The organism is Ktedonospora formicarum (assembly GCF_016587355.1).
GTDB lineage: Bacteria > Chloroflexota > Ktedonobacteria > Ktedonobacterales > Ktedonobacteraceae > Ktedonobacter > Ktedonobacter formicarum.
The window spans coordinates 278,659-297,238 of record NZ_BNJF01000001.1 but is presented as its reverse complement, the minus strand read 5'-3'; the positions used below and the strand labels follow the sequence as shown (position 1 = coordinate 297,238).

The window sequence follows — 18,580 nt, the reverse complement described above, 5'->3', positions numbered from 1 at the left end:
GCGTGCTAGTTGCAGAATGGTTATAAAAAAGTGTTAAACCTCGTTGCATATTCTGATAAACCAAGGGTAAGTAATAGGTTGATGAAGTGATAGGCTGTCAGTAGGCGCATAAATTGGCTACTATTTGCCCATGAAATCACCAGATATTGAGTATAATATGAGTCAATGCGGTGATGATATGGCCCTGCCTGATAGCCCTTTTTTGCTACAAGTCGCTGCTGGGAAGACTTGTCAGAAAAACCATAATTTGGAATGTACGCAAGGCAGGCGAACTGGAAGCAAACCACTTCCAAAGGAGGAAAAATGAGCAGCTCTCGCTCTCACATTGCATTCTCATCACTTTCATCATTACAATTGGTTGCAACTGGTTTAGATGGCACATTACTTCGTTCGGATCTCACACTCTCTCCTTATACCAGGACCGTCTTGCAGAATCTCCAAGCTGTTGGTGTCCCTATTGTCTTAATGAGTGCCCGACCACCGCGTACTCTTCGTCAGTTCGCTTTAGCGGCAAATATTAGAGGTATCGCTATCTGCTCAAATGGGGCTATCGTCTATGATCTGGATGAAGAGCGCATTGTGCAGGAATACAAACTTACTCCTGAGCACATTCAAGAACTTATTCATCACTTGCATCATATCCAACCTCATCTCACGTTTGCTGTGGAAACAGGCACCTTCCTTGCGTGTGAAACTGCCTTTTATACTTCTTGCGCACCACCAGATGCTTGCCTGCCATCGATTGTCGACCGCCATATACTCTGGCAACAGCCACAAATCAAGATTCAGGTCCATCATCCAAATATAAAGGCGCCAGAGCTTTATAAACAACTTGAGCCTTTTATTGAAAAAGATTTGTACAGTCTCACCTATTCTAGTTCCCAATTTTTAGAAATCGCACTGGCACGTGTCCAGAAAGGAAGAGCGCTGGCGGAACTTTGTCATCAATGGGGTATTCCCGCACATTCAGTTGTTGCCTTTGGTAATATGCCAAACGATATCCCAATGCTTCAATGGGCTGGGCTCAGTCTCGCGCTTGCTAATGCTCACCCATTAGTCCAGCAAGCCGCGCAGACGATACCCCTTTCCAATGATGAGGACGGATGTGCATCGATCCTTGAAGAACTCATTCCACGTGCGTCACGAAATCGCATTTGTGAAGTGCCCCATCGCTAGAAGGAAGTGAGGGGCTTCTACTGAGATTGCTCTCTGTTGGCTCCTTCCGAGCCGTAAAATGTTGAGGGCGGTATTCGTATCGCGATCGGGAAAAATCAGCGGATTGGTGAACAGCAATTCGAGGCTGTCAAACGATCCTCCGCATGGTGCGAGGAAAAGATGTTGAAAAAAGCCCCATAATGCACACTGATGTGTTTTCAGCTTGACGAGACAAGCGACATTTTTACCTCTCGCGTGGGGAAAATGAGGCACCTGTAGCTCATAACTTCCGAGTTCTTTCTAAGGATTGCATATGTGTGTAGAAGTGATAGTGCTTGAGCATGGGGCGCTCTCAGAAAGTTGCCATATGGGTTTGATTGCGTCCGAGATGCTTGGCCTTGTACATGGCTTGATCGGCTGCATTGATCAGGCCATCGCGCGAAGCCGCCGTTTGGGGATAGGTTGCAATCCCCAATGAACAGGTCACATGTAGATTGTTCTCGGAAGAAACCACCTGTTGAGCAATTTGCATCCGAATCATCTCAGCCACCTTGTGCGAAGAATGCAGGTCGTGCCCTGGCAAAATCGCGATGAATTCCTCCCCTCCCCACCGCCCCAAACAATCTTCAGGGCGCAAGATCGAGGCGACTCTTCTCGCCACCTGACACAGGGTCAGATCGCCCATTGAGTGCCCATACTGATCGTTGATTGCTTTAAAATGGTCGATATCCATGAATAGGATGGAGCATGGAGTCTGCTGGGCCTTGGCACGTGCCACTTCCTCATCAAGTCTGGTTACGAATGTCCGATGATTGAGTACACCGGTCAAGGGATCAGAAGCCACCAACGTATCTAACTGTGCATTCTTCTCTCGAAGCTCTCGCTTCATGTTATTCAACTCATGCGTCGTTAGCGCCTGACGCAAAACCAGCACAATGAGAATACTGGTTCCCCCAATCTCAATGATCTGTAATCTCGCGGAGGTATACACATTGGCTGGCTGGATCGCGAGAGATACCAGCAATAGCGCAAAGATTAGTACCAGAAGAGATACCAGCCAGGTTTTCCAATGGGCAAAGACCTCCGTTTCCTCTAATAGCACTGTAGGACCATGTTCCAAAGGTGCATCCTGGCTCAGCATGTGCTGCATCCTTTGGGCTGCCATAGCGATCAGAGTGAGACCTCCGAGCAACCCAGGGTTTGGCCCAGTCGTGAGGCCCGCCTCTGTCGAATGCAAGAGATAGCGATAGATCACCATATTGCCAACCTGGAAAATGACCATGGCCAGCGTGAGCAAGGTGATAACCCGCCGGATTCCTACATTGACCGTTTGAAAGGCGACGAACAGCAAGCAAAAGAGCGATACTAGGGAGGCGGTGGTGAAGAGCAGGCCCAAGGTCTTTTCCAGAAGCGTGAGTCTGATCGTGACAATCATGGGAACCGAGAGCATATAGTAATAGAGGGTCATGACCGTCGCCAGGATGATCAAGCTATCGAGTAGGATCCGCAGGCGCGAGAGCCGAGAGAGATTTTGCGAGGGTAGAAGCAGAACTGCCATGATGAAGAACGGAAACATCCCCAAGCTGAGCGCATGAAACAAAGTGGGGTAGGTAGGCGCCCGCTGCGTCCAAAGGATTTCGGACAACCAACCAAGGAGGGCAAGAGCAGCCCACAACGAAGTCATGCCCAAAAAAACAGGGATGAAGCACTGCCCGGTCCGCTTTCTAACGTCAGGAGAATGGGATATGTTCTGTAGCCCCCATGAACTGCGCAAACACACGAACGCCAGGAACAGTGCATATAAGATGCTTAAGGCGTCAAGAAACTGGTTCCCAAATGCCAGGCTGAACGGTCTGAGAAAGGAGAAAGTTCCCAGGGCAAGGCTTGCTAGGAGGAGGACCCCAAACAAATACCAGGGAATATATGGAGTAGAAACAGGTGTCTCACGATTATACATGTCTTTCTCTCACCTAATGAATTTCTGCGCTCTTTTCCCTTTCAGTAGGCAGATTTTTTCTTAAGTTTCTTTCCATAAGAGTTCTTACAGTGGAGAGCGGGCATTTTTAGCCCCTCTATGGATTCTGATACCTGATAGCCCGTCCTCCCCAGTCATTACTTCCAACACCTATTGCCGTTTCACGTCTAGGCGTGAAACGGACTAACCACTAGCCAGTAAAAATACTTTAGTAGCTGGTCGAATAGTTGTCATCTCTGCTCTAAGGATACCAAGAGGGGGCTGAAGAAGCAACGTGAAGTATTGATTTCTGTACAACGTTACATGCTGATACTCCCAATGGGAGTGGTTTCTCAGATCCACCGAGTAAGCTATAACATCATGCTGGCAGGATATCGGTCGCCGCTAGCTGCACCAACTGGTGCGGCTTTATCAAGGGCTTTGAGCTCTTCATCCGTCAGCGTAATCTCCGCAGCGGACCTGGAAGATATCATCCTGATTGTGGGGTATCAAGTGTCATGATTGCAAGTGAAATGGATATTCGCTGGATTACAGAGCGTGTTATCGTGCTCTGTAATCCAGACTGTGTGTACCTCTTCGGTTCCTATGCCAAAGGGACAGCTCATAAGGGGAGTGACGTCGATCTGCTTATTGTCGTTCCCAGCACTTTGCCTCGCCTGCACCGTGTCAAAGTGCTTAAGGCCGCACTCAGTACTTTTCCCTGTCGCTTTGATCTCTTATTCTTCACGCTGCAGGAGTTAGAAGACGAGATGAACGATCCATTCTCTTTTGTCTCGTTTATTCTAGCGAGCGGGCGATTGGTGTATAAAAAGGGCCAAAATTGAGCATGCATGTGGCAATAGGAAGGTCTCTCCACGAGGCCGTGTACATCCCTTTTGCTGAGAGAAATGTCTCGATCAAATGCTCCTCAAAAGGATGTTCTGTACCTCTTTCCTGCAGAGAACCAAGAGAAGAGCGGATATGCAAACGCCTACGATTTGTTGACATGTACATGGTGTCGCAGACCTTTCCTTTTGATCACTTCTGTCTGAGATATTTGAGCTCTTGATGAATGAGGGTATAAGCGATTCCCAATCCCAAAAGGCTAGAAAAATTGTAACTATGTTGATGAATAAGATGGGGAATTTGGACAAGGATACTATCAAGAGCGAATTGCAAGAGGTTGATGCCCAATATCAGATAATATCCCCACTTTTTCCAACGCCATATGCCAATAATACCAATGCAAATGAGGAGATCAAGAACGATGTTGAGGAGATCCAATCCATGTACATCAGATGTGATTGATGGGGGAATGTACTGGAGGAAGTAGCCCTTAGGGACGTTGAACCCTGTGAAGCTTACAGCAAAGAAAGTGACACAGCTGAGGAGAGCAAGCATGAGCCAGATGATGAGACATCCACCATGTTTTTGTTTGCCCTCTGGTGTTGTTTGTGGCTCAATAAATCTATCAATCCAGTCATATCCTTTTGCCATAGGGAAAATCCTTTTCGATAATTCTTCTGTTTCGCACCAAGAGATCGAAAGTTCGTCGTGCAGAGCATTTACTTTCTTCTCGTAAAGAAGCCTTCTTTGAGTATTGAATACCCCCTCAAGACCTGGAAAATCTTACTTCATCCATGTTTTTTTTGCGTGCGTTGTTTGGAAGGGTGTCGACGGCGATAGCGGGGGCTACGGCCCAGTGGAAGATCAATTTCTATATTAGAACGCACACCGCGATACTGTGTGAAGGTGGTGGCTCCATCGCGATAATGTGGCCCTTGTGAGAATGTATTTCCGTTCTTGTTTTTGCGCGAAGTCCAGATCGACCATATCCATATGAGTGGAATTGTCAAGGATATGAAGAGAATGAGTAGTATTGCTAGGGGATCCATTTGTATCGTCTTGCCTTTCCTCTATCCATTCTCTGTTGGATGATTGAACGTTCCTTGGGGCAACAGCACAACTTAAAGGTCAGGGCCCTTCTTTTTGCTATTGGTGCGCTATTGTATCCTCATAGTCCTCATCATCCTCATCATCTTCTACCCTCTGTGCTGTTCCTGTAAGGTGCTCGACAGCCACAGCTGCCGCATAGAGGATAAAGAAGTCGAAGAGTATCGCGTTTGCTAAGGGGAGGAGAAATTGGACCAAACTCCATATCGCCGTGAGTGAGATGGGAGAAACTTGGCCAGCGTACACAATAGAAAACTGTAAGACCACGTAAACAAGGCGGAGGATGAGCTGTATCCAGGCAGCTCGTTTACACCAGATTCCGACCTGATAATTTTTTAGTAAGTTGGTGAGTTTATCCATAAAATCCTTTTTTTGTTCTTATTTGATAATAGTTGTGATTAATTATCTAAAACAGCAACTGGGATCCCAAAAAGTGTGATAGATCAAGTGTAGAAGGAAAAGAACGCTTTGACTAGGACAGAAACTGGCCACCTGCCGGTCAGTTTGCACGAAAGATTCGATTTTTTTATTTTGCTTGTTTTCGCTGGATGATCAGGGAATGGTAGCATCCGCAGAGGTGCGTGCCTCGCCGTCTTGGTGGGCGGAATGGGGTTGGAGGTTCACAACAAGGAGATACACACGTGCCAGCATCGGAGCGAGAGACATCTATCGTTCCATTGCGTCCACTCTTTGATGGTAGCCAGCTTATTCGTAGCCGAAGAGGGTTTTGGCAAAGGCAAGTGTTGTTCATGATAGTTTACAGAAATGCGAGCGGGAAAGCCCTCAGTACCGTCAAGCAGATGGGAACTGATGCACTGCTGCGTGCATGAAACGCTTCTGGACAGGAGGGTCGCTACAATCTCTCAGGCATGCGATCATGCAAGCCACCTGGATGAAGGAAGAATTTCCTGTGCTTGATCTGGGGGAGTGTCAAATTGGGAAACTGGTGCAATCATTGTGAAGCTTGGAATGGAGGATGCAGTCGTTGACCAGGTGGGTGCTCTATTTATTTTGATAGTGGATCTATCAAGTTTTCTAACATATTTCTTATAGATTGTTTACGTTCTTCTAACGTATGGAGAGATATACTCTCATCAGTGAAGAAAATCATCCAGACGCCGTTGGACGAATGCCATCAGAGATTGTCCAATGCGTCATCCCATACATGTCCCTTTTGAGGAGAAAGAAGATCATGGCCAATATGACTCGTTACAAACCTTTCAATGAATTCGTGACGCTGCGTGACGCGATGGATCGGCTGTTTGAGGAGAGCGTCATTGCTCCGCGAAGCACTCATGCCGCTTCCCATCGAGCGTTGCCAGCCAACATCTATGAGACAGCAGAGGATTTCACGTTGCAGATCCCAATGCCTGGTGTGAAACCTGAGCACGTTGAGATCAATGTGCAGCAAGAGGTGGTGAGCCTGAAATGGCAGGTGGGTGCAGAGATCCCAGAGAACGCCAAGGTGTATTATCATGGGTTCCCCAAGCGTGAGTATCAGCGCAGCTTGACCGTTCCCACACCAGTGGATTCAGGGCGAGCCGAGGCGAGCTACCAGGATGGTATTCTGACCTTGCGTTTGCCTAAGGCCGAGCATGCTCGCCCTCGCAGCATCAAAGTGAACGCCGCCCAGAACTAAAGGCGTCGTATCCATCTGTGCTCATGCGGAGTCAATACATTGTGGAGAGAAAAGCACTGAGGAGAGCCAATTCTCAGTGCTTTTTCTTTTGCAGCAAAAACGAAGTTGAGATATGGTACAGATAAGAAAGACACATTTGAGCGATCTCCTTCGAGATTTCCAGCGTATTCACTTGTAGGAGGGTGAACGCTGTTGTGTTTACGATATAATGAGGAAAACTCTTTTTGAGAAAGAAGCATGGAGCGCTATGTTACACGGAAAGAACGTCTACCTGCGTCCTATTCGGCAGGACGATTTGCCCAAATTGGCCGCCTGGACGAACGATATTTCTATTATAACCGAATATAATTTCTTTCACCTGCGTCAGGAAAACGAGAGTGAGAGGCGTTTTCTCGAAGGCAGCTTGTTAAGTGATCAATTTGGAAGGTTGGTGGTGGTTACTCATAAGAGCAGCTACGTTGTAGGCAATGTCAGCTATCACCAGAGGCGCTATGGTCCCAATGATGGCAGTATCGCCTACAATATCGGAATTATGCTCTTGCCTGAGCACCGTGGTAAGGGCTATGGTGTCGAGGCCCAGCGGCTACTAGTTGAGTATCTCTTTGCAACCTATCCAGTGATGCGAGTGGAGGCCAGCACAGATATCACGAACATACCAGAACAGCGCGCGCTTGAGAAGGCAGGTTTTACACGTGATGGTGTGCTACGCAAAGTCCAGTGGCGTAGTGGCGATTGGCACGATATGGTGATCTATAGCAAGCTACGCGGTGAATAGCATGTGATCTCTCTGCCAACCACCATGGAGGCTAGCAGCTATTCTGTTGCGACTAAAGAATCAATTTCTTATAGTTTTGCTCCAGGAGGTCCCTGTGCTTTTAGCTCTACTTCTTCTAGCTGTTGAACTCTCCGCAAGAAATGTGGACGGAGCATCGGCCAGCCAAGTTGCTCTAAATTGAGCTTGTTTGTCAGAAATCGTACCGGTCTACCCTGCGAATCTACTTCGTAGAAGCCGCTCTGTTCTTCTGGCCAGTCCCCAGGTCTTGGCGTGAGCGGTAAAAAGACGATGGAGAGCAGAGCTGTGATAATTTGCAAACTGTTGCCAAGTAGAGGGAGAGTGATCTGGAACAGTGCCCCGAGAGCAAGTAGTACAGTGACACTCTCTATGAGCAGATCATGCCACGCCCAACTCCGTGCTTTTCTGAAGCGAACATGAGAAAAGATGCGGAAACCCATGGAGAGCAGTAAGGCGCTTCCTCCAACAGAGAGATGCCCCCAAATGATGCCACCGATACTTGCCAGTGGAAGTCCGATGCTGAGAAGTGAGATTAGGAAAATGGCTGGAGATAGAGAAGATATCTCTATAGCATAGAAGAAATTGAGAAGAGTCATTTCCCCTAAGGCAAGGATAATGCTCAAAGAGAGGTGCCCCAAAAGCAGGAGTGCCAGACTGACGGGAATGAGCCAGAGCAGCATGAGCAATCTCATCCAACCCATTATGGACATGGTCAAGCCAATCTTGAGGTCGTCTGTATCTATCCAATAGAGCCAAGCTTGCAGGCGACGATGCCTCTGGTTGTTGTGCCTCTCAAAGTGTTCAGACGTCAACGGCCTCCATTTCCCTCTCAGGAGAAAATACTTCTCTGTTCAAGAGAACGCAACAATGGCTCTCTTATCTAACCTCGCCAGAAGACCCCTGCTTTGAGGTGTGTGAGATCCAGACAACATGAGAAACGCAATCTGCACTGGTAATCAATGTCGCCTATTACATGTCCACATAGGCATGTAATAGTATACACTATTTTATGATGACCGTAATTCTATGCATTTGCATTCAAATGCCTATCGCAGATAAATGACAGTGCATTCGCGTAGGGAGTTCTCAGGTTGCAAATGACGACTTCGCAAGCATCAACGCTATACTACTTCCAGATGAGCAGCTTCAACGAGAATGTATCTCTTTGAAAGGACAAAATCTCAAAAGAGGCATTATACACTACTGATCATTCCATCTTATGAATAATGAAGCAACAGGGCGCTGGCCTCCTTTCGTCACATTGCTCTTGCACAGAGGCTCCAATGACCTCTGAAAGCAATGTGCCCAGAAGGCGACACACTTCTGGATGTCCCGGCACCGCTGCGGCTAATGGGCAGCGATAGCCACGAATGGTGTAGGTGTTCTCCCCTTGCTCTAGCTCTGCTAGCCCACCTAGCGCATCAAGGAGCGCAAGCGCTTGCTCCAGACGATGCACTGGATCTCCTTGCGAGGAAGGCCATAAGCCTGCAAGACGTCGACCCGTCGTTCGCATCAACCGATCAATCTCCTCAGTGGTCAACTGGTCTGTGAGTGTCTCTAGAAGTTGATGTAATACCAAGCCATATGCTTTTGGGAAGCGCTCCTCAGCGACTGAGGTAAGAGCATAGAGTGTTGCAGGTTTACTTCGACTCCTACGCTGTCCCTGCTGCTGGACTAACCCATCGCGTTCCAAAACCATTAATTGTGCACGGATCGCGTTGTCCGTGAGACCAAGTTGCTCAGCTAACTCTTCGACGGTATGACTGGATCGACGCAAGAGTCTGACCAGTTTCCCGCGCGTACTTGTAAAAAAGGGGGTATCATCTGGTTGCTGCTGCATATTTTTCTTCCCTTTTTCTCTCATTTCCCTCCCACTCTATCACGCTATCAATAATTAAGTCAAGAAAGTCAAGAAGTTATTTGACTTTCTTGTTGATTTATGGTATAGAGATAGGCAAGAGTCTATTCACGTTGTCGACTGGCTTTTTGGTCAGGACGTTCTGAGGCATATGAGAGGAGTACCATCATGGACGAAAACCCTCCTGTATCATTACCATTCGTAGAACGGTTGAGTGAGCAATTGCAGCACGTCATCCAGATTCTCACGGGAGCACAGCGCACCCCACCTCGGCATTTCAAAAGTTTCCTTACTGGAACCTGGTTTGGACATCCTCTACATCCGGCACTTATCACTGTTCCTATCACTGCCTGGCTGTTAACAACTATCTTTGACGTGCTTTGGATCATTGGATCTGGTGCTTTTGCCTGGGCTGCTCGTAGTGCGGAGATCACCATCCTGCTTGGTTTGCTTGCGGCGTTGGGTGCAATCGTCACTGGATTGACTGATTGGAGTGATACCTATGGAGCAGAACGACGAGTAGGACTGTATCATGCGGCTTTCAATGCAATTGCAACCCTTCTCTATCTTGTTTCCTCTGTACTGCGCTTCTTATATCCATCAGGTGAGAATCTTCCTGCGGCGGTGCTCAGTCTGGTTGGGTTAACTGCCGTCTTGTATGCGGCCTACCTGGGAGGCGATCTTGTCTTCACAAAAGGGACTGGTGTCAATCACACTGCCTGGGAAGCAGGAAGTGAACAGTATGAAGTGGTGCTCTCAGAACAAGAGGTCGAAGACGATAAGCTCTATCGGGTGACAGCAGCAGGTGTTCCTGTCCTCGTGCTTCGGCAGAGGGAACAATGGTACGCTATCTCTGCAACTTGTCCTCATGCCGGCGCTCCCCTCGATGAAGGAATGCTACAAGGAGACATTGTGGAGTGCCCTTGGCATGGGTCTCGTTTCTGTCTACGTGATGGACGTGTGCTCACTGGACCAGCCACCGTCAATGCTCCTCGCTATGATATACGAGTCCGTGAGGGTCAGGTAGAAGTCAAGCGCCAGGAGTGAAATGCCCACGAGGTGTGTCCGCAGAAACATTGATGCTCTTAGAGCATGCTCGAAAGAACCTGCCAGAGAATGTTTTGAGCTGTTGCTTGGCAGATGAAGGCCGGCAATGAAATGCTGCTCATATGCAAGAGAGCCAGGAGAAGATTACATTTTTTTATATGGGGATCTTCCCTGGTTCGACCATGAAATGCAGCAGAGGAAAAAGAGCCATATGTCAGTAATTTTTTCGTCTCTCTAGTGAATAATAAAGAAAGATATAGCGATGATAGAGAATGATCATCTTCGTAGCAATGAACTACTCTCCCACATGAAAGAGCCGCCAAAACGGGTCGACTATCAGAGGCTGCTCTCATTAGGTCGTGAGTTACTGATAGCTATTGGAGAAAACCCTGATCGTGAAGGGCTCCAGGAGACGCCCCGCCGCTGGGCAGACTCTTGGCGTGAATTTATTGAGTATGATCCTGGTGTGACTGAGACAACCTTTTCTTCGAGAACGACTGGTCAGATGGTGTGTGTTTCTGGGATACGAGTCTCATCACTCTGTGAGCACCATCTTCTTCCTTTCTGGTGTGATGTTTCAATTGGCTATTTTCCTCACGAAAACGTGTTAGGCCTCTCCAAATTTGCACGTATTGCCCATCAATTCGCTCATCAATTGCAACTCCAGGAGCAATTAGGGCAACAGATTGCTGATGAGGTCAGTCGCATTACAGGGTCAGAGAATGTGGCGGTTGTACTTAAAGGGGAACATCTCTGTATGACAACACGGGGCATTCGGACACCTGGAAAGATGGTTTCATCAGTGATGCGCGGTATTTTTCACTCCAAAAGCGAAGCGCGCATGGAGTTTTTGCAGCTCATATGATGAGTGACGCTGATTCCTGGTATCAAATGATCATTTCTCCAGGTGAAATATGATCCTGATGTTCGACCATTTTGGTCCAATTTGAAAACGTAGAATGGCGATCAGAATGAAGGATAAGGTGCTCTCTCTTTTAGGTAATTCAACCACAGTTTCTGCTCTCCATAGGCCTCCAGCCTGTTCATGCTACCTTCGCACAGCCATTGAGGCGATATCCCTCAACCGGTTCGAAATTTTTCTGGTGTTGAGATTTACACATACCCTTCTTTCCCTGGCCAAGATTCCATACGCATCAGTCGTGAGGATCTGTTAAGACAGGCACATCAGGCGTGCAGCGGATCCACCGTACCTGCATCTGCTCGATGGGACGGTCGAAAAAACTTGTTTGCGCGTCCAAACGAAAGAGTTGGAGAAAATCCTCTGGCTCCAGGGCAACTCGCAGGCGCTCGGCATACGAATGCAACAACACCTGTTGATAATAAGTGCTATCGTAGACTAATAGATCTGTGGAATATCGAAACGTAGAAGAGAGAGAGGAGACCCGTAACGTTTCCCCGTTGTCTTCTTCGTGCTCTTCCAGAGGGGAGATGTCGTCAATATCGTCAGGTAACCACACAGGAACGCCATTGAACGCACGGTAAAAACGAACATGCTCGCCACTCTTCCACTGCTTTCTCCCTGCCTCCAATAACGCTTCGTATTGCGCCTCTTTCTGCTTTGTGCGGCTGGCGAAATAGGTCCGCGCATCTTTGGTTAGCCGTAAGCGTGTAGCTACGTCAGAGGCAGGAAGCGATCGTGTCCGTAGCGCTTGAAGCATTTCCTGATACCCATGTGCTACTTTAACCAGATCCCCTTGCATTACCCAGCGCAATGCCTGACGTAAGAACCTCTCCCCATAGGGTTCTGAGCGGCTCGAACGCATAGCCGCCCCTCGTACAATCACTTCTCCTGAATACGTCAAGAGCGCATAATTCTTGATCGCGTGAGAAAACATTGCGGCATAGCGCGCTTCATACTCTAATTTCACTCCCTCAGGCAAGATTGCGCCTACCTCTTTGACTAATGCTCGTTCTTGCTCTTCATCCCACTCCTGAGGGACGGCAAAATAAACCCCATCAGTATCCGCCTCAATGGGCATCATTCCTCGCTCTTGTAGGGCGGTAAGGATTCCATCGAGCAGCGCTCTACCTCGCCTGGTTATCTCATTTGCTGCTTCAAGATCCGCAAAAAGCGCCATTGAAGTCGCGCCCAGATATCCATATGCCGCGTTAATGACTGTTTTCATAGCGGCCTGTGTGCCATCATGCTGATTGGCTTCCATTGAGCCCGCAGGAGCATCCCGAGCTGCTCGTTTATGGGTAAGGCGCAGCTCTGTTAACCGATCCAGAAAATGTAGAAACACCCCCAGGTGATCGCACTTGGGTCCAATTCTAAAAGCGCGAATTAGTGAGGGATACAGCGAAGCCACATCCGCCTTGACGACATGCTCCGCCACGCCCTCCGCCAACAGATATGAGGCACCACCTTGATGCTGCCCATAGCGTTCTACCTGACCAGCCGTATAGGGCGGCAGAGCCGCCCCTGCTCGTAGATATGCTCGAACCAACATCGGCTCCAGAATCCCCATAGCGGGACCAGCCGAAGCTACGCGTTCATAGCGACGTGGAGCCATTCCAGCAAGAGCGAAAGCTGCTCCCATCAGGCGACGAGAAAGCTCATCCACCTCACGCACATCGTCAAGCGCGTATCTACATACAAGATCTGGGTCTTGTTGATATGTCTCATAGATCTTGCTTCCTTCGAGGTAGACACGTTCTGGAGATGCCAAGCCGAAATAGCGAGCAACCTCTTTTAAGCGATAGGATGGCAGGGAACGCGCAACAAAATCATACCTACGCACCGCATCCAAGGTATCGATCAATTCCCGTCCCGCAATGCTAAAGCGCCTGCGTTTTCTACGATAGGCCCCTGCTTCATCAAATGATTCCAATGGTAACGGTGCCCCAGATCGCCCGAGCAGCAACGGTACATGGAGAGTTTGAGCGCGGGCCTCAAGAAATGGAAGATCAAAGCCAAACAGGTTATGGTTCTCAATGATATCTGGGTCCAGACAACGAATTAAAGCGCATAGCTCAGTGATGAGGGAACCTTCCTCCTTAGGAGTTGGTGCTTCCAAAATCTGTTCATGTCCCCGGTTGTCTCGGATCGCTACCAGAAAAATGCGACCCTGTGAAGGGTCAAGTGAGGTCGTTTCTAAATCAAATTGCAGGCGGTGAAGATCATCGTATGCCATCCCTCGAAAGAAGACACGACCAGTCTGCATCAGATACTGTTCCACAGGGCCAACGCGATAGTAGTCTTCCCACAAGGAACTCAGCGAGGTGACCTGTCGCCCCAGGCGTCGTGAGGCTCCCGCAAGTAGCATCCGTTCGAGCATTCGACCATCGCGAGCTGACAGCAGATATTGAAATGAGCCAGCAGAGCCGTCCAATATGCGATAGCTCACTGGAGAGTGGTCCATTTCCCAAGAAAGCAAAGCTGAAGACTGCACAGGAAGTTGAGGGAGATCCTCTAACGTTCGTGCAAAGAGCCAGGAGCGAAACGATGCTTGGGTACATATCACCTGCCCATCTTGTCGTTGCCAGATAAGCGCTTTCCCTGTTCGGGTTGCCCAGATGGAGACAATGCCAGGCATCGGATCCCAGCCAAAAAGCATCTTGTCATGATGGTGGGCAAGGGTACTCACTTCGGTATTCGCAGTCACTCGTTCGTCCTTTCTCATCAGACCGTTTTTATCGCTGCTCGCATATTGCAGACAAGTCATGCTCCTTTCATGATACTGGTGAAAGCGGTAAAATTCCATCCTGATTGAGAACATTCAACAAATGTGAGCACATTCGAGAAGGAGAGAACCTATGCATCTTGTTGTCTCTGAAAAAGCATTCTTGCCAGATCTCTCTAATTCCTTATTTATGTGAAAATACAAGTAAATTCCGTTCACTATCGGGAATCCTGGCAAGAGATCCCGACGCGCAGCGATTGAAGGAAAGGCAGTGTTATCTTCAAATGATGGATCTAGAACAGAGCAGGTTGATCGCAGATCGTGCCAGAGAAGATTGTCTCTCTGTTCTGGTGATGCTCCAACAGAACCATGCGCTCATGCGCAACAACTGGATCTTGATCGAACAGAGGAGCGATGGTAGACTGGTCAGGCATACCAGATGTAGGAATTCTATTGAAGAGCTTTATTGTTGGAATGATGGAAATAAACACTTTGGAAAGAAGTCCACTTCTTATTAAGCGGAAATGGTAGATGTGGTAAAACAGGTATAGATATTTTTCGATTCTGAGAAATACCGACTGTAACGCTCTTTGGGATTTCTAATCTTCACAGTGTAATATATTCGACCATAGAATCTCAAAGTGATTCTTTAAAAGGGCAACGCATGATACTAAATATCTTCACTCTTCTTATTCTAACGGGCATCGTATTGCTTGGACTCTTGATATTTATCGGTTTCCGTATCTATCGGAGTCGCTGGTATAAAACCCACGGGAAAGAGGTTGCTGCCACGGTTGTCGATATCGAGGAACGCGAACGCATCTATTTGCGCCGCACGAATGAGTCGAGCAACCTGTACACTACGGGGCGAGTATATACCAAATACAAAGTCTATGCACGCTGGCAAGATCCCTTAACTGAGCTCAACTATGATTTTGAAAGCCGTTGGGTGAATACTCTTCCACGCGTCCTCCATCCCAACAAAAGCAAAGTGAACGTCTATATTCAGCCAGATGAGCCTGGAAAATATCTCTTTGAATTATAGTTAGAGCCTGGAAAAAGATCATGGCGTAGCTTGTGCAAGATGACCACAAGCATCTGATCTAAAATCAATCATGCAATGTTTTTGGGATATGAATGAGCAGGGCTTTCTCGCTGATTGCATCCTGGAGACATCTAGTAACTCTGTAATCAGGCGTTCTAGTTGCATTACAGGCCCTTGCGTCGAGCTGGTACATTGGATGCGACGCGCGACAGATAGTGAGGCGCAATGGAAGCAATCGACGTCAGTCATCTGCTGGCGCGCGTCCCAATGGTGATACGCACAAAGCGCGAAACAATTTCTGGCTGTGCCTCTACATCCAGGCCCGCCTGTTCAAAAAGTGCACGCATCTGTGCTGCACTGTGAAAACGAGAACGTGAAAGCAGCCATACAAGCCAGGTAGGTAAGGTGAAATCAGCGAGAAGAAAGGTGCCACCAGGTCGTAGCACTCGGGCGACCTCACGCACACCGGCAGCCTGATCTTGCCAGTGATGAAATGAGATGGTCGAGAACGCTAGATCGACCGGGGCATCCACCAGTGGCAATGCCTCACCGGAACCTATGGAGAAACAAGCCTCTGGGGTGAGTTGGCGTGCAACTTCAAGCATTCTTTGCGCTGGATCGATCCCAACAAGGTGTGTCTCCGGCCAAGAGTCGTGTACTTTTCGCAAGAGCCTCCCGCTCCCACAGCCGATATCCAGCACACTCGCCGGTTTGAAGCGGCTTTCGGCTTGGCATAATACTGCAGCGTGAACCGGATCAAACAGGCGTTGCTGTATCCAGGAACGTTCGTACGTCGATCCCCAGGGGTCGAAGATCTCAACATCATGTGCGCGGGGTTTGCTTTTCATCATATATTTCCCCTTTTTCAAAAGCAAGCTTTGGATACTCATCTTTTTTTGACAGACAGGATCGACCTGTCATCTCCTTTCTCAACATCTTCTAGGTGTGGCTGGTTCAACCAGGAGTGAAATGCGCTCAAGATCATGTGTGATTCGCTCTCGACGACGTTTACTTCCCGGAGAGTCGGGCGACCACAGGGGCAAAGGCTTCCAGGTCCGGTTCGAAGACACTGATATAAGAAAGACCAAAGCGTTCACGGTTGGACAGCACCTGCTCACAGATCTGATCCACCGAGCCAACCAGAGTATAAATGCCTTGAGGGATCTGCTGCTCTCTAGTGGCCCGAGACCGAAAGGAAGACGCAATCCTTGGATCGACTCGCTGCTCTCTCTCCGTTCTCGATCTGGGAGAATCGGTCTCTAGCAGCCTCGCGAATCCAGGCAATTTGCTGGTCGGTCGCTTCCGCCGTAGCCCCGGCCATGGCAATGCTATTGCCGTCTGGTGCCACAGGAGGATTAAGGGTAATGATGTCAGCGAAGCGACCAGCAATCGACAGCATCCGTTTCCCTCCGCCAGCTAACAGTAGAGGAGAGTGGGGATGTTGGAACGGTTTGGGAAAGACTTCAAATCCGTTTATCTCGTAGTAGCGACCTGTTTACCTGGCTCTGTATGGCAAGCCCGTTCGCGCTTACCGCGTTGCTTGTGATCCGCTCTTTGGTTTTCTCAAAGAGAGCCGGGACACCAGCATCTGAGTTCATAGAGGCATCATAGACAAACATCTGATGCTGAAACGGAACAACATCAGCATGCTGCAAACGCCATGCTGATGTTGTTCCCGCTGGGTGCATAGAGTGGTGTCAGATGTGCTTGTTCTGTTGCACAGTAATGACAACATCTCCCTTTTTGTGCCCCTGGTCAACATACCTGTGTGCCTCGACGATCTGCTCCAATGGATAGCGTCGATCAATGATAGGTTTGATTTTTCCTGCTTCAATGAGTTCTTTGAGGGTGATGAGATCCTCAGTCTTTGGGGTTGCCGTCCCTCCTATGAGTGTCTTGCTGCTTGTCATCCCTGCCCAGAGCATTTGTATACTGAGTGCCGGTGCAGCGACAGATTGTAGATAGACACCTTCTTTCTTAAGCGATTTCAGACAGTCTGGAAATGAAGTCTTGCCTACCGTGTCAAAAAGTATATCATAGGTCTCACCACTGCTAGTGAAATCCTCTTTTGTGTAATCGATGACCTGATCTGCTCCCAACGATTTCACCAGTGTTACATTTGTTGTACTGCAGACAGCGGTAATGAGAGCGCCAAAGTGCTTTGCAAGCTGCACGGCATACACTCCGACGCTACCTGAAGCGCCATAGATCAGCACATGTTGTCCGCTGTGGATCTTCCCTTGTTTGAGGAAATGCAAGGCTGTGACGCCCCCAAAGGGAATGGCGGCAGCCTCCTCATAGGTAACAGTCGATGGTTTGAATGCTATCGCGCTGTTTTCTGGCAGACAGGTATACTCGGCATACGTACTGAATTTGGTAATATCATAGGCAAACACCTGATCCCCACCTTTAAAGCGTTTGACTTCTTTCCCTACAGCTTCAACTTCTCCGGCTACTACCATCCCCGGGATAGCTTTTTTGGGTTTTCTCAGACCAATCGTGAGTCGAGCGGGGAGCCAGTACGAGGGAGGCACTGTAAAACTTCGCATTCTGGACTCCCCTGCTGTTACGGTTGTCGTATAGATTTTTACTAAGACTTCATTGTCCCCGGGAACAGGTTTTTCAACATCCTGGAGTTGAAGAACTTCGGGTGGTCCGTATTTTGTACATATGATGGCTTTCATTTGATTATCCATTCTTCTTTGAATATGCTCATGCTATCTTGTTACTACTATTTTTGCAGACAGTGAAGCGATGGCAGGTGCATTGAAGCCTTTCACGATGAGCCAGAATGCGAGAACGATTTCTTGTAGGAAGATGGGAACAATCAGTACGATCATCAAAGGCGAAAGAGGTTTTTCGCCAAACATCATGAGTAAAGCCGCTGCGAGCGTGAGTGTCGCTGCAATCAATCCCCAACCTGAGAGCCAGCGAGGGATGAGTTGTGATTGATACAAGACCACATAATACATCAGAGCGCCCAGGCTAAAAGCGCTGACCCCAAACACATAGCCTGCCCAATTCCGAATTGCCAGGGCTAAAGTGCCTAAGAGTTGAAAAGAGGAATCCCCAGGTACCCTTGCTTTGACAAATTCCTGACTTAACAGCAAGAGTGCGAGCAGGCTTATGATATTCACTATATAGAACACTGCCTCAATAAGTCTGAAACCAACAGATGCGAGAGCCAGAGCTTCATTATATTTCTTCAAGACTGGATAGAGTGAAATGGCAATACTACCAGATACAACAGCAGCGATAAACGCAAAAAGTGCTCCTATCATAACCTGGTTGCCGTTTGCAGAAAGGCTCGTAAGGTAGTCTGGACCATCTAAATGAGACCCTATAAAAAAAGTAGGGAGTAAACCCGTAATCGTCCCAGTGAGAAACAATGCTCCGGCAATTCTTGCAATCGTTCTGTCTGAATTCATGGATTTCTCCTTTTTGATGCTATCGATGGTTTTCCTGTGTGTATCTCCTGGTCAGATGAGAGTG

20 protein-coding genes are annotated in these 18,580 nt (G+C 48.3%); 8 read left to right on the top strand and 12 right to left on the bottom strand.

Translation table 11 applies throughout. The features are described from left to right. Positions 1-303 precede the first annotated feature (303 nt). Positions 304-1,176, top strand: a complete 873-nt coding sequence (locus K3T82_RS01275; RefSeq protein ID WP_220191694.1) for a Cof-type HAD-IIB family hydrolase — start codon at positions 304-306, stop codon at positions 1,174-1,176. A gap of 331 nt (positions 1,177-1,507) precedes the next feature. Here K3T82_RS01275 and K3T82_RS01270 read toward each other — a convergent pair whose 3' ends face one another. Continuing rightward, complete coding sequence (locus K3T82_RS01270) at positions 1,508-3,112, bottom strand: GGDEF domain-containing protein (protein ID WP_220191693.1); 1,605 nt, start codon at positions 3,110-3,112, stop codon at positions 1,508-1,510. A 515-nt stretch (positions 3,113-3,627) separates the two neighbouring features. Between K3T82_RS01270 and K3T82_RS01265 the strand changes: the two genes are divergently transcribed. Further along, positions 3,628-3,954 carry a nucleotidyltransferase domain-containing protein gene (locus tag K3T82_RS01265; RefSeq protein WP_220191692.1) on the top strand — a complete coding sequence of 109 codons (327 nt, stop codon included), beginning with the start codon at positions 3,628-3,630 and terminating at the stop codon, positions 3,952-3,954. A gap of 193 nt (positions 3,955-4,147) precedes the next feature. Here K3T82_RS01265 and K3T82_RS01260 read toward each other — a convergent pair whose 3' ends face one another. Together K3T82_RS01260 and K3T82_RS01255 are read right to left on the bottom strand one after the other, a co-directional pair. Beyond that, positions 4,148-4,606: a hypothetical protein gene (locus K3T82_RS01260; RefSeq protein ID WP_220191691.1), complete on the bottom strand. Its 459-nt coding sequence runs from the start codon at positions 4,604-4,606 to the stop codon at positions 4,148-4,150. A gap of 495 nt (positions 4,607-5,101) precedes the next feature. Then, positions 5,102-5,422, bottom strand: coding sequence for a hypothetical protein (locus K3T82_RS01255; RefSeq protein WP_220191690.1), 321 nt, complete (start codon positions 5,420-5,422; stop codon positions 5,102-5,104). Positions 5,423-5,703: 281 nt separating this feature from the next. Between K3T82_RS01255 and K3T82_RS01250 the strand changes: the two genes are divergently transcribed. From K3T82_RS01250 to K3T82_RS01240, 3 genes are all read left to right on the top strand, one after another. After that, entirely contained in the window at positions 5,704-5,892 is a 189-nt protein-coding gene (locus K3T82_RS01250) for a hypothetical protein (RefSeq protein ID WP_220191689.1), read from the top strand. A 362-nt stretch (positions 5,893-6,254) separates the two neighbouring features. Then, positions 6,255-6,701 carry an Hsp20/alpha crystallin family protein gene (locus K3T82_RS01245; protein WP_220191688.1) on the top strand — a complete coding sequence of 149 codons (447 nt, stop codon included), beginning with the start codon at positions 6,255-6,257 and terminating at the stop codon, positions 6,699-6,701. A gap of 247 nt (positions 6,702-6,948) precedes the next feature. Continuing rightward, complete coding sequence (locus K3T82_RS01240) at positions 6,949-7,476, top strand: GNAT family N-acetyltransferase (protein ID WP_220191687.1); 528 nt, start codon at positions 6,949-6,951, stop codon at positions 7,474-7,476. A 68-nt stretch (positions 7,477-7,544) separates the two neighbouring features. On the opposite strand, the gene K3T82_RS01235 is transcribed toward K3T82_RS01240, so the two are convergent. Next, a complete protein-coding gene (locus K3T82_RS01235) occupies positions 7,545-8,306 on the bottom strand; it encodes a hypothetical protein (protein ID WP_220191686.1) in 762 nt (253 codons plus the stop codon). Positions 8,307-8,701: 395 nt separating this feature from the next. After that, the gene (locus K3T82_RS01230) at positions 8,702-9,334 is read right to left on the bottom strand and encodes a helix-turn-helix transcriptional regulator (protein WP_220191685.1); all 633 of its coding nucleotides are present in this window, start codon (positions 9,332-9,334) and stop codon (positions 8,702-8,704) included. A gap of 186 nt (positions 9,335-9,520) precedes the next feature. Between K3T82_RS01230 and K3T82_RS01225 the strand changes: the two genes are divergently transcribed. Both K3T82_RS01225 and folE read left to right on the top strand, forming a co-directional pair. After that, a complete protein-coding gene (locus K3T82_RS01225) occupies positions 9,521-10,399 on the top strand; it encodes a Rieske (2Fe-2S) protein (RefSeq protein ID WP_220191684.1) in 879 nt (292 codons plus the stop codon). A 262-nt stretch (positions 10,400-10,661) separates the two neighbouring features. Then, a complete protein-coding gene (gene folE / locus K3T82_RS01220) occupies positions 10,662-11,264 on the top strand; it encodes a GTP cyclohydrolase I (RefSeq protein WP_220191683.1) in 603 nt (200 codons plus the stop codon). A gap of 289 nt (positions 11,265-11,553) precedes the next feature. Here folE and K3T82_RS01215 read toward each other — a convergent pair whose 3' ends face one another. Continuing rightward, complete coding sequence (locus K3T82_RS01215; protein WP_236030928.1) at positions 11,554-14,085, bottom strand: DNA polymerase domain-containing protein; 2,532 nt, start codon at positions 14,083-14,085, stop codon at positions 11,554-11,556. A 622-nt stretch (positions 14,086-14,707) separates the two neighbouring features. Here K3T82_RS01215 and K3T82_RS01210 point away from each other — a divergent pair. Beyond that, a complete protein-coding gene (locus K3T82_RS01210) occupies positions 14,708-15,088 on the top strand; it encodes a hypothetical protein (protein WP_220191682.1) in 381 nt (126 codons plus the stop codon). Between the two features lie 245 nt (positions 15,089-15,333). Here the strand turns inward: K3T82_RS01210 and K3T82_RS01205 are convergent, their stop codons facing one another. The 6 genes from K3T82_RS01205 to K3T82_RS01185 all read right to left on the bottom strand — a co-directional run bounded on the left by K3T82_RS01205 (position 15,334) and on the right by K3T82_RS01185 (position 18,516). Then, entirely contained in the window at positions 15,334-15,939 is a 606-nt protein-coding gene (locus K3T82_RS01205; RefSeq protein ID WP_220191681.1) for a class I SAM-dependent methyltransferase, read from the bottom strand. A 157-nt stretch (positions 15,940-16,096) separates the two neighbouring features. Then, positions 16,097-16,219, bottom strand: coding sequence for a hypothetical protein (locus K3T82_RS48925; protein ID WP_268886608.1), 123 nt, complete (start codon positions 16,217-16,219; stop codon positions 16,097-16,099). Positions 16,220-16,262: 43 nt separating this feature from the next. After that, positions 16,263-16,487, bottom strand: coding sequence for a hypothetical protein (locus K3T82_RS01200; protein ID WP_476630033.1), 225 nt, complete (start codon positions 16,485-16,487; stop codon positions 16,263-16,265). A 64-nt stretch (positions 16,488-16,551) separates the two neighbouring features. Beyond that, a complete protein-coding gene (locus K3T82_RS01195; RefSeq protein WP_220191680.1) occupies positions 16,552-16,743 on the bottom strand; it encodes a hypothetical protein in 192 nt (63 codons plus the stop codon). Positions 16,744-16,785: 42 nt separating this feature from the next. Then, complete coding sequence (locus K3T82_RS01190; protein ID WP_420799251.1) at positions 16,786-17,772, bottom strand: NAD(P)-dependent alcohol dehydrogenase; 987 nt, start codon at positions 17,770-17,772, stop codon at positions 16,786-16,788. 33 nt (positions 17,773-17,805) lie between these two features. After that, a complete protein-coding gene (locus K3T82_RS01185) occupies positions 17,806-18,516 on the bottom strand; it encodes a DUF4386 domain-containing protein (RefSeq protein ID WP_220191678.1) in 711 nt (236 codons plus the stop codon). Between the last annotated feature and the right edge of the window lie 64 nt (positions 18,517-18,580).

Bases quoted from the DNA above. Each gene is read 5' to 3' on its own strand.
- K3T82_RS01270 (WP_220191693.1), bottom strand. From the start codon at position 3,112: ATGTATAATCGTGAGACACCTGTTTCTACTCCATATATTCCCTGGTAT.
- K3T82_RS01275 (WP_220191694.1), top strand. From the start codon at position 304: ATGAGCAGCTCTCGCTCTCACATTGCATTCTCATCACTTTCATCATTA.
- K3T82_RS01245 (WP_220191688.1), top strand. From the start codon at position 6,255: ATGGCCAATATGACTCGTTACAAACCTTTCAATGAATTCGTGACGCTG.
- K3T82_RS01215 (WP_236030928.1), bottom strand. From the start codon at position 14,085: ATGACTTGTCTGCAATATGCGAGCAGCGATAAAAACGGTCTGATGAGA.
- K3T82_RS01210 (WP_220191682.1), top strand. From the start codon at position 14,708: ATGATACTAAATATCTTCACTCTTCTTATTCTAACGGGCATCGTATTG.
- K3T82_RS01225 (WP_220191684.1), top strand. From the start codon at position 9,521: ATGGACGAAAACCCTCCTGTATCATTACCATTCGTAGAACGGTTGAGT.
- K3T82_RS01205 (WP_220191681.1), bottom strand. From the start codon at position 15,939: ATGATGAAAAGCAAACCCCGCGCACATGATGTTGAGATCTTCGACCCC.
- K3T82_RS01265 (WP_220191692.1), top strand. From the start codon at position 3,628: ATGATTGCAAGTGAAATGGATATTCGCTGGATTACAGAGCGTGTTATC.
- K3T82_RS01200 (WP_476630033.1), bottom strand. From the start codon at position 16,487: ATGCTGTCGATTGCTGGTCGCTTCGCTGACATCATTACCCTTAATCCT.
- K3T82_RS01230 (WP_220191685.1), bottom strand. From the start codon at position 9,334: ATGCAGCAGCAACCAGATGATACCCCCTTTTTTACAAGTACGCGCGGG.
- K3T82_RS01260 (WP_220191691.1), bottom strand. From the start codon at position 4,606: ATGGCAAAAGGATATGACTGGATTGATAGATTTATTGAGCCACAAACA.
- K3T82_RS01185 (WP_220191678.1), bottom strand. From the start codon at position 18,516: ATGAATTCAGACAGAACGATTGCAAGAATTGCCGGAGCATTGTTTCTC.
- K3T82_RS01240 (WP_220191687.1), top strand. From the start codon at position 6,949: ATGTTACACGGAAAGAACGTCTACCTGCGTCCTATTCGGCAGGACGAT.
- K3T82_RS01255 (WP_220191690.1), bottom strand. From the start codon at position 5,422: ATGGATAAACTCACCAACTTACTAAAAAATTATCAGGTCGGAATCTGG.
- K3T82_RS01190 (WP_420799251.1), bottom strand. From the start codon at position 17,772: ATGAAAGCCATCATATGTACAAAATACGGACCACCCGAAGTTCTTCAA.
- folE (WP_220191683.1), top strand. From the start codon at position 10,662: ATGATAGAGAATGATCATCTTCGTAGCAATGAACTACTCTCCCACATG.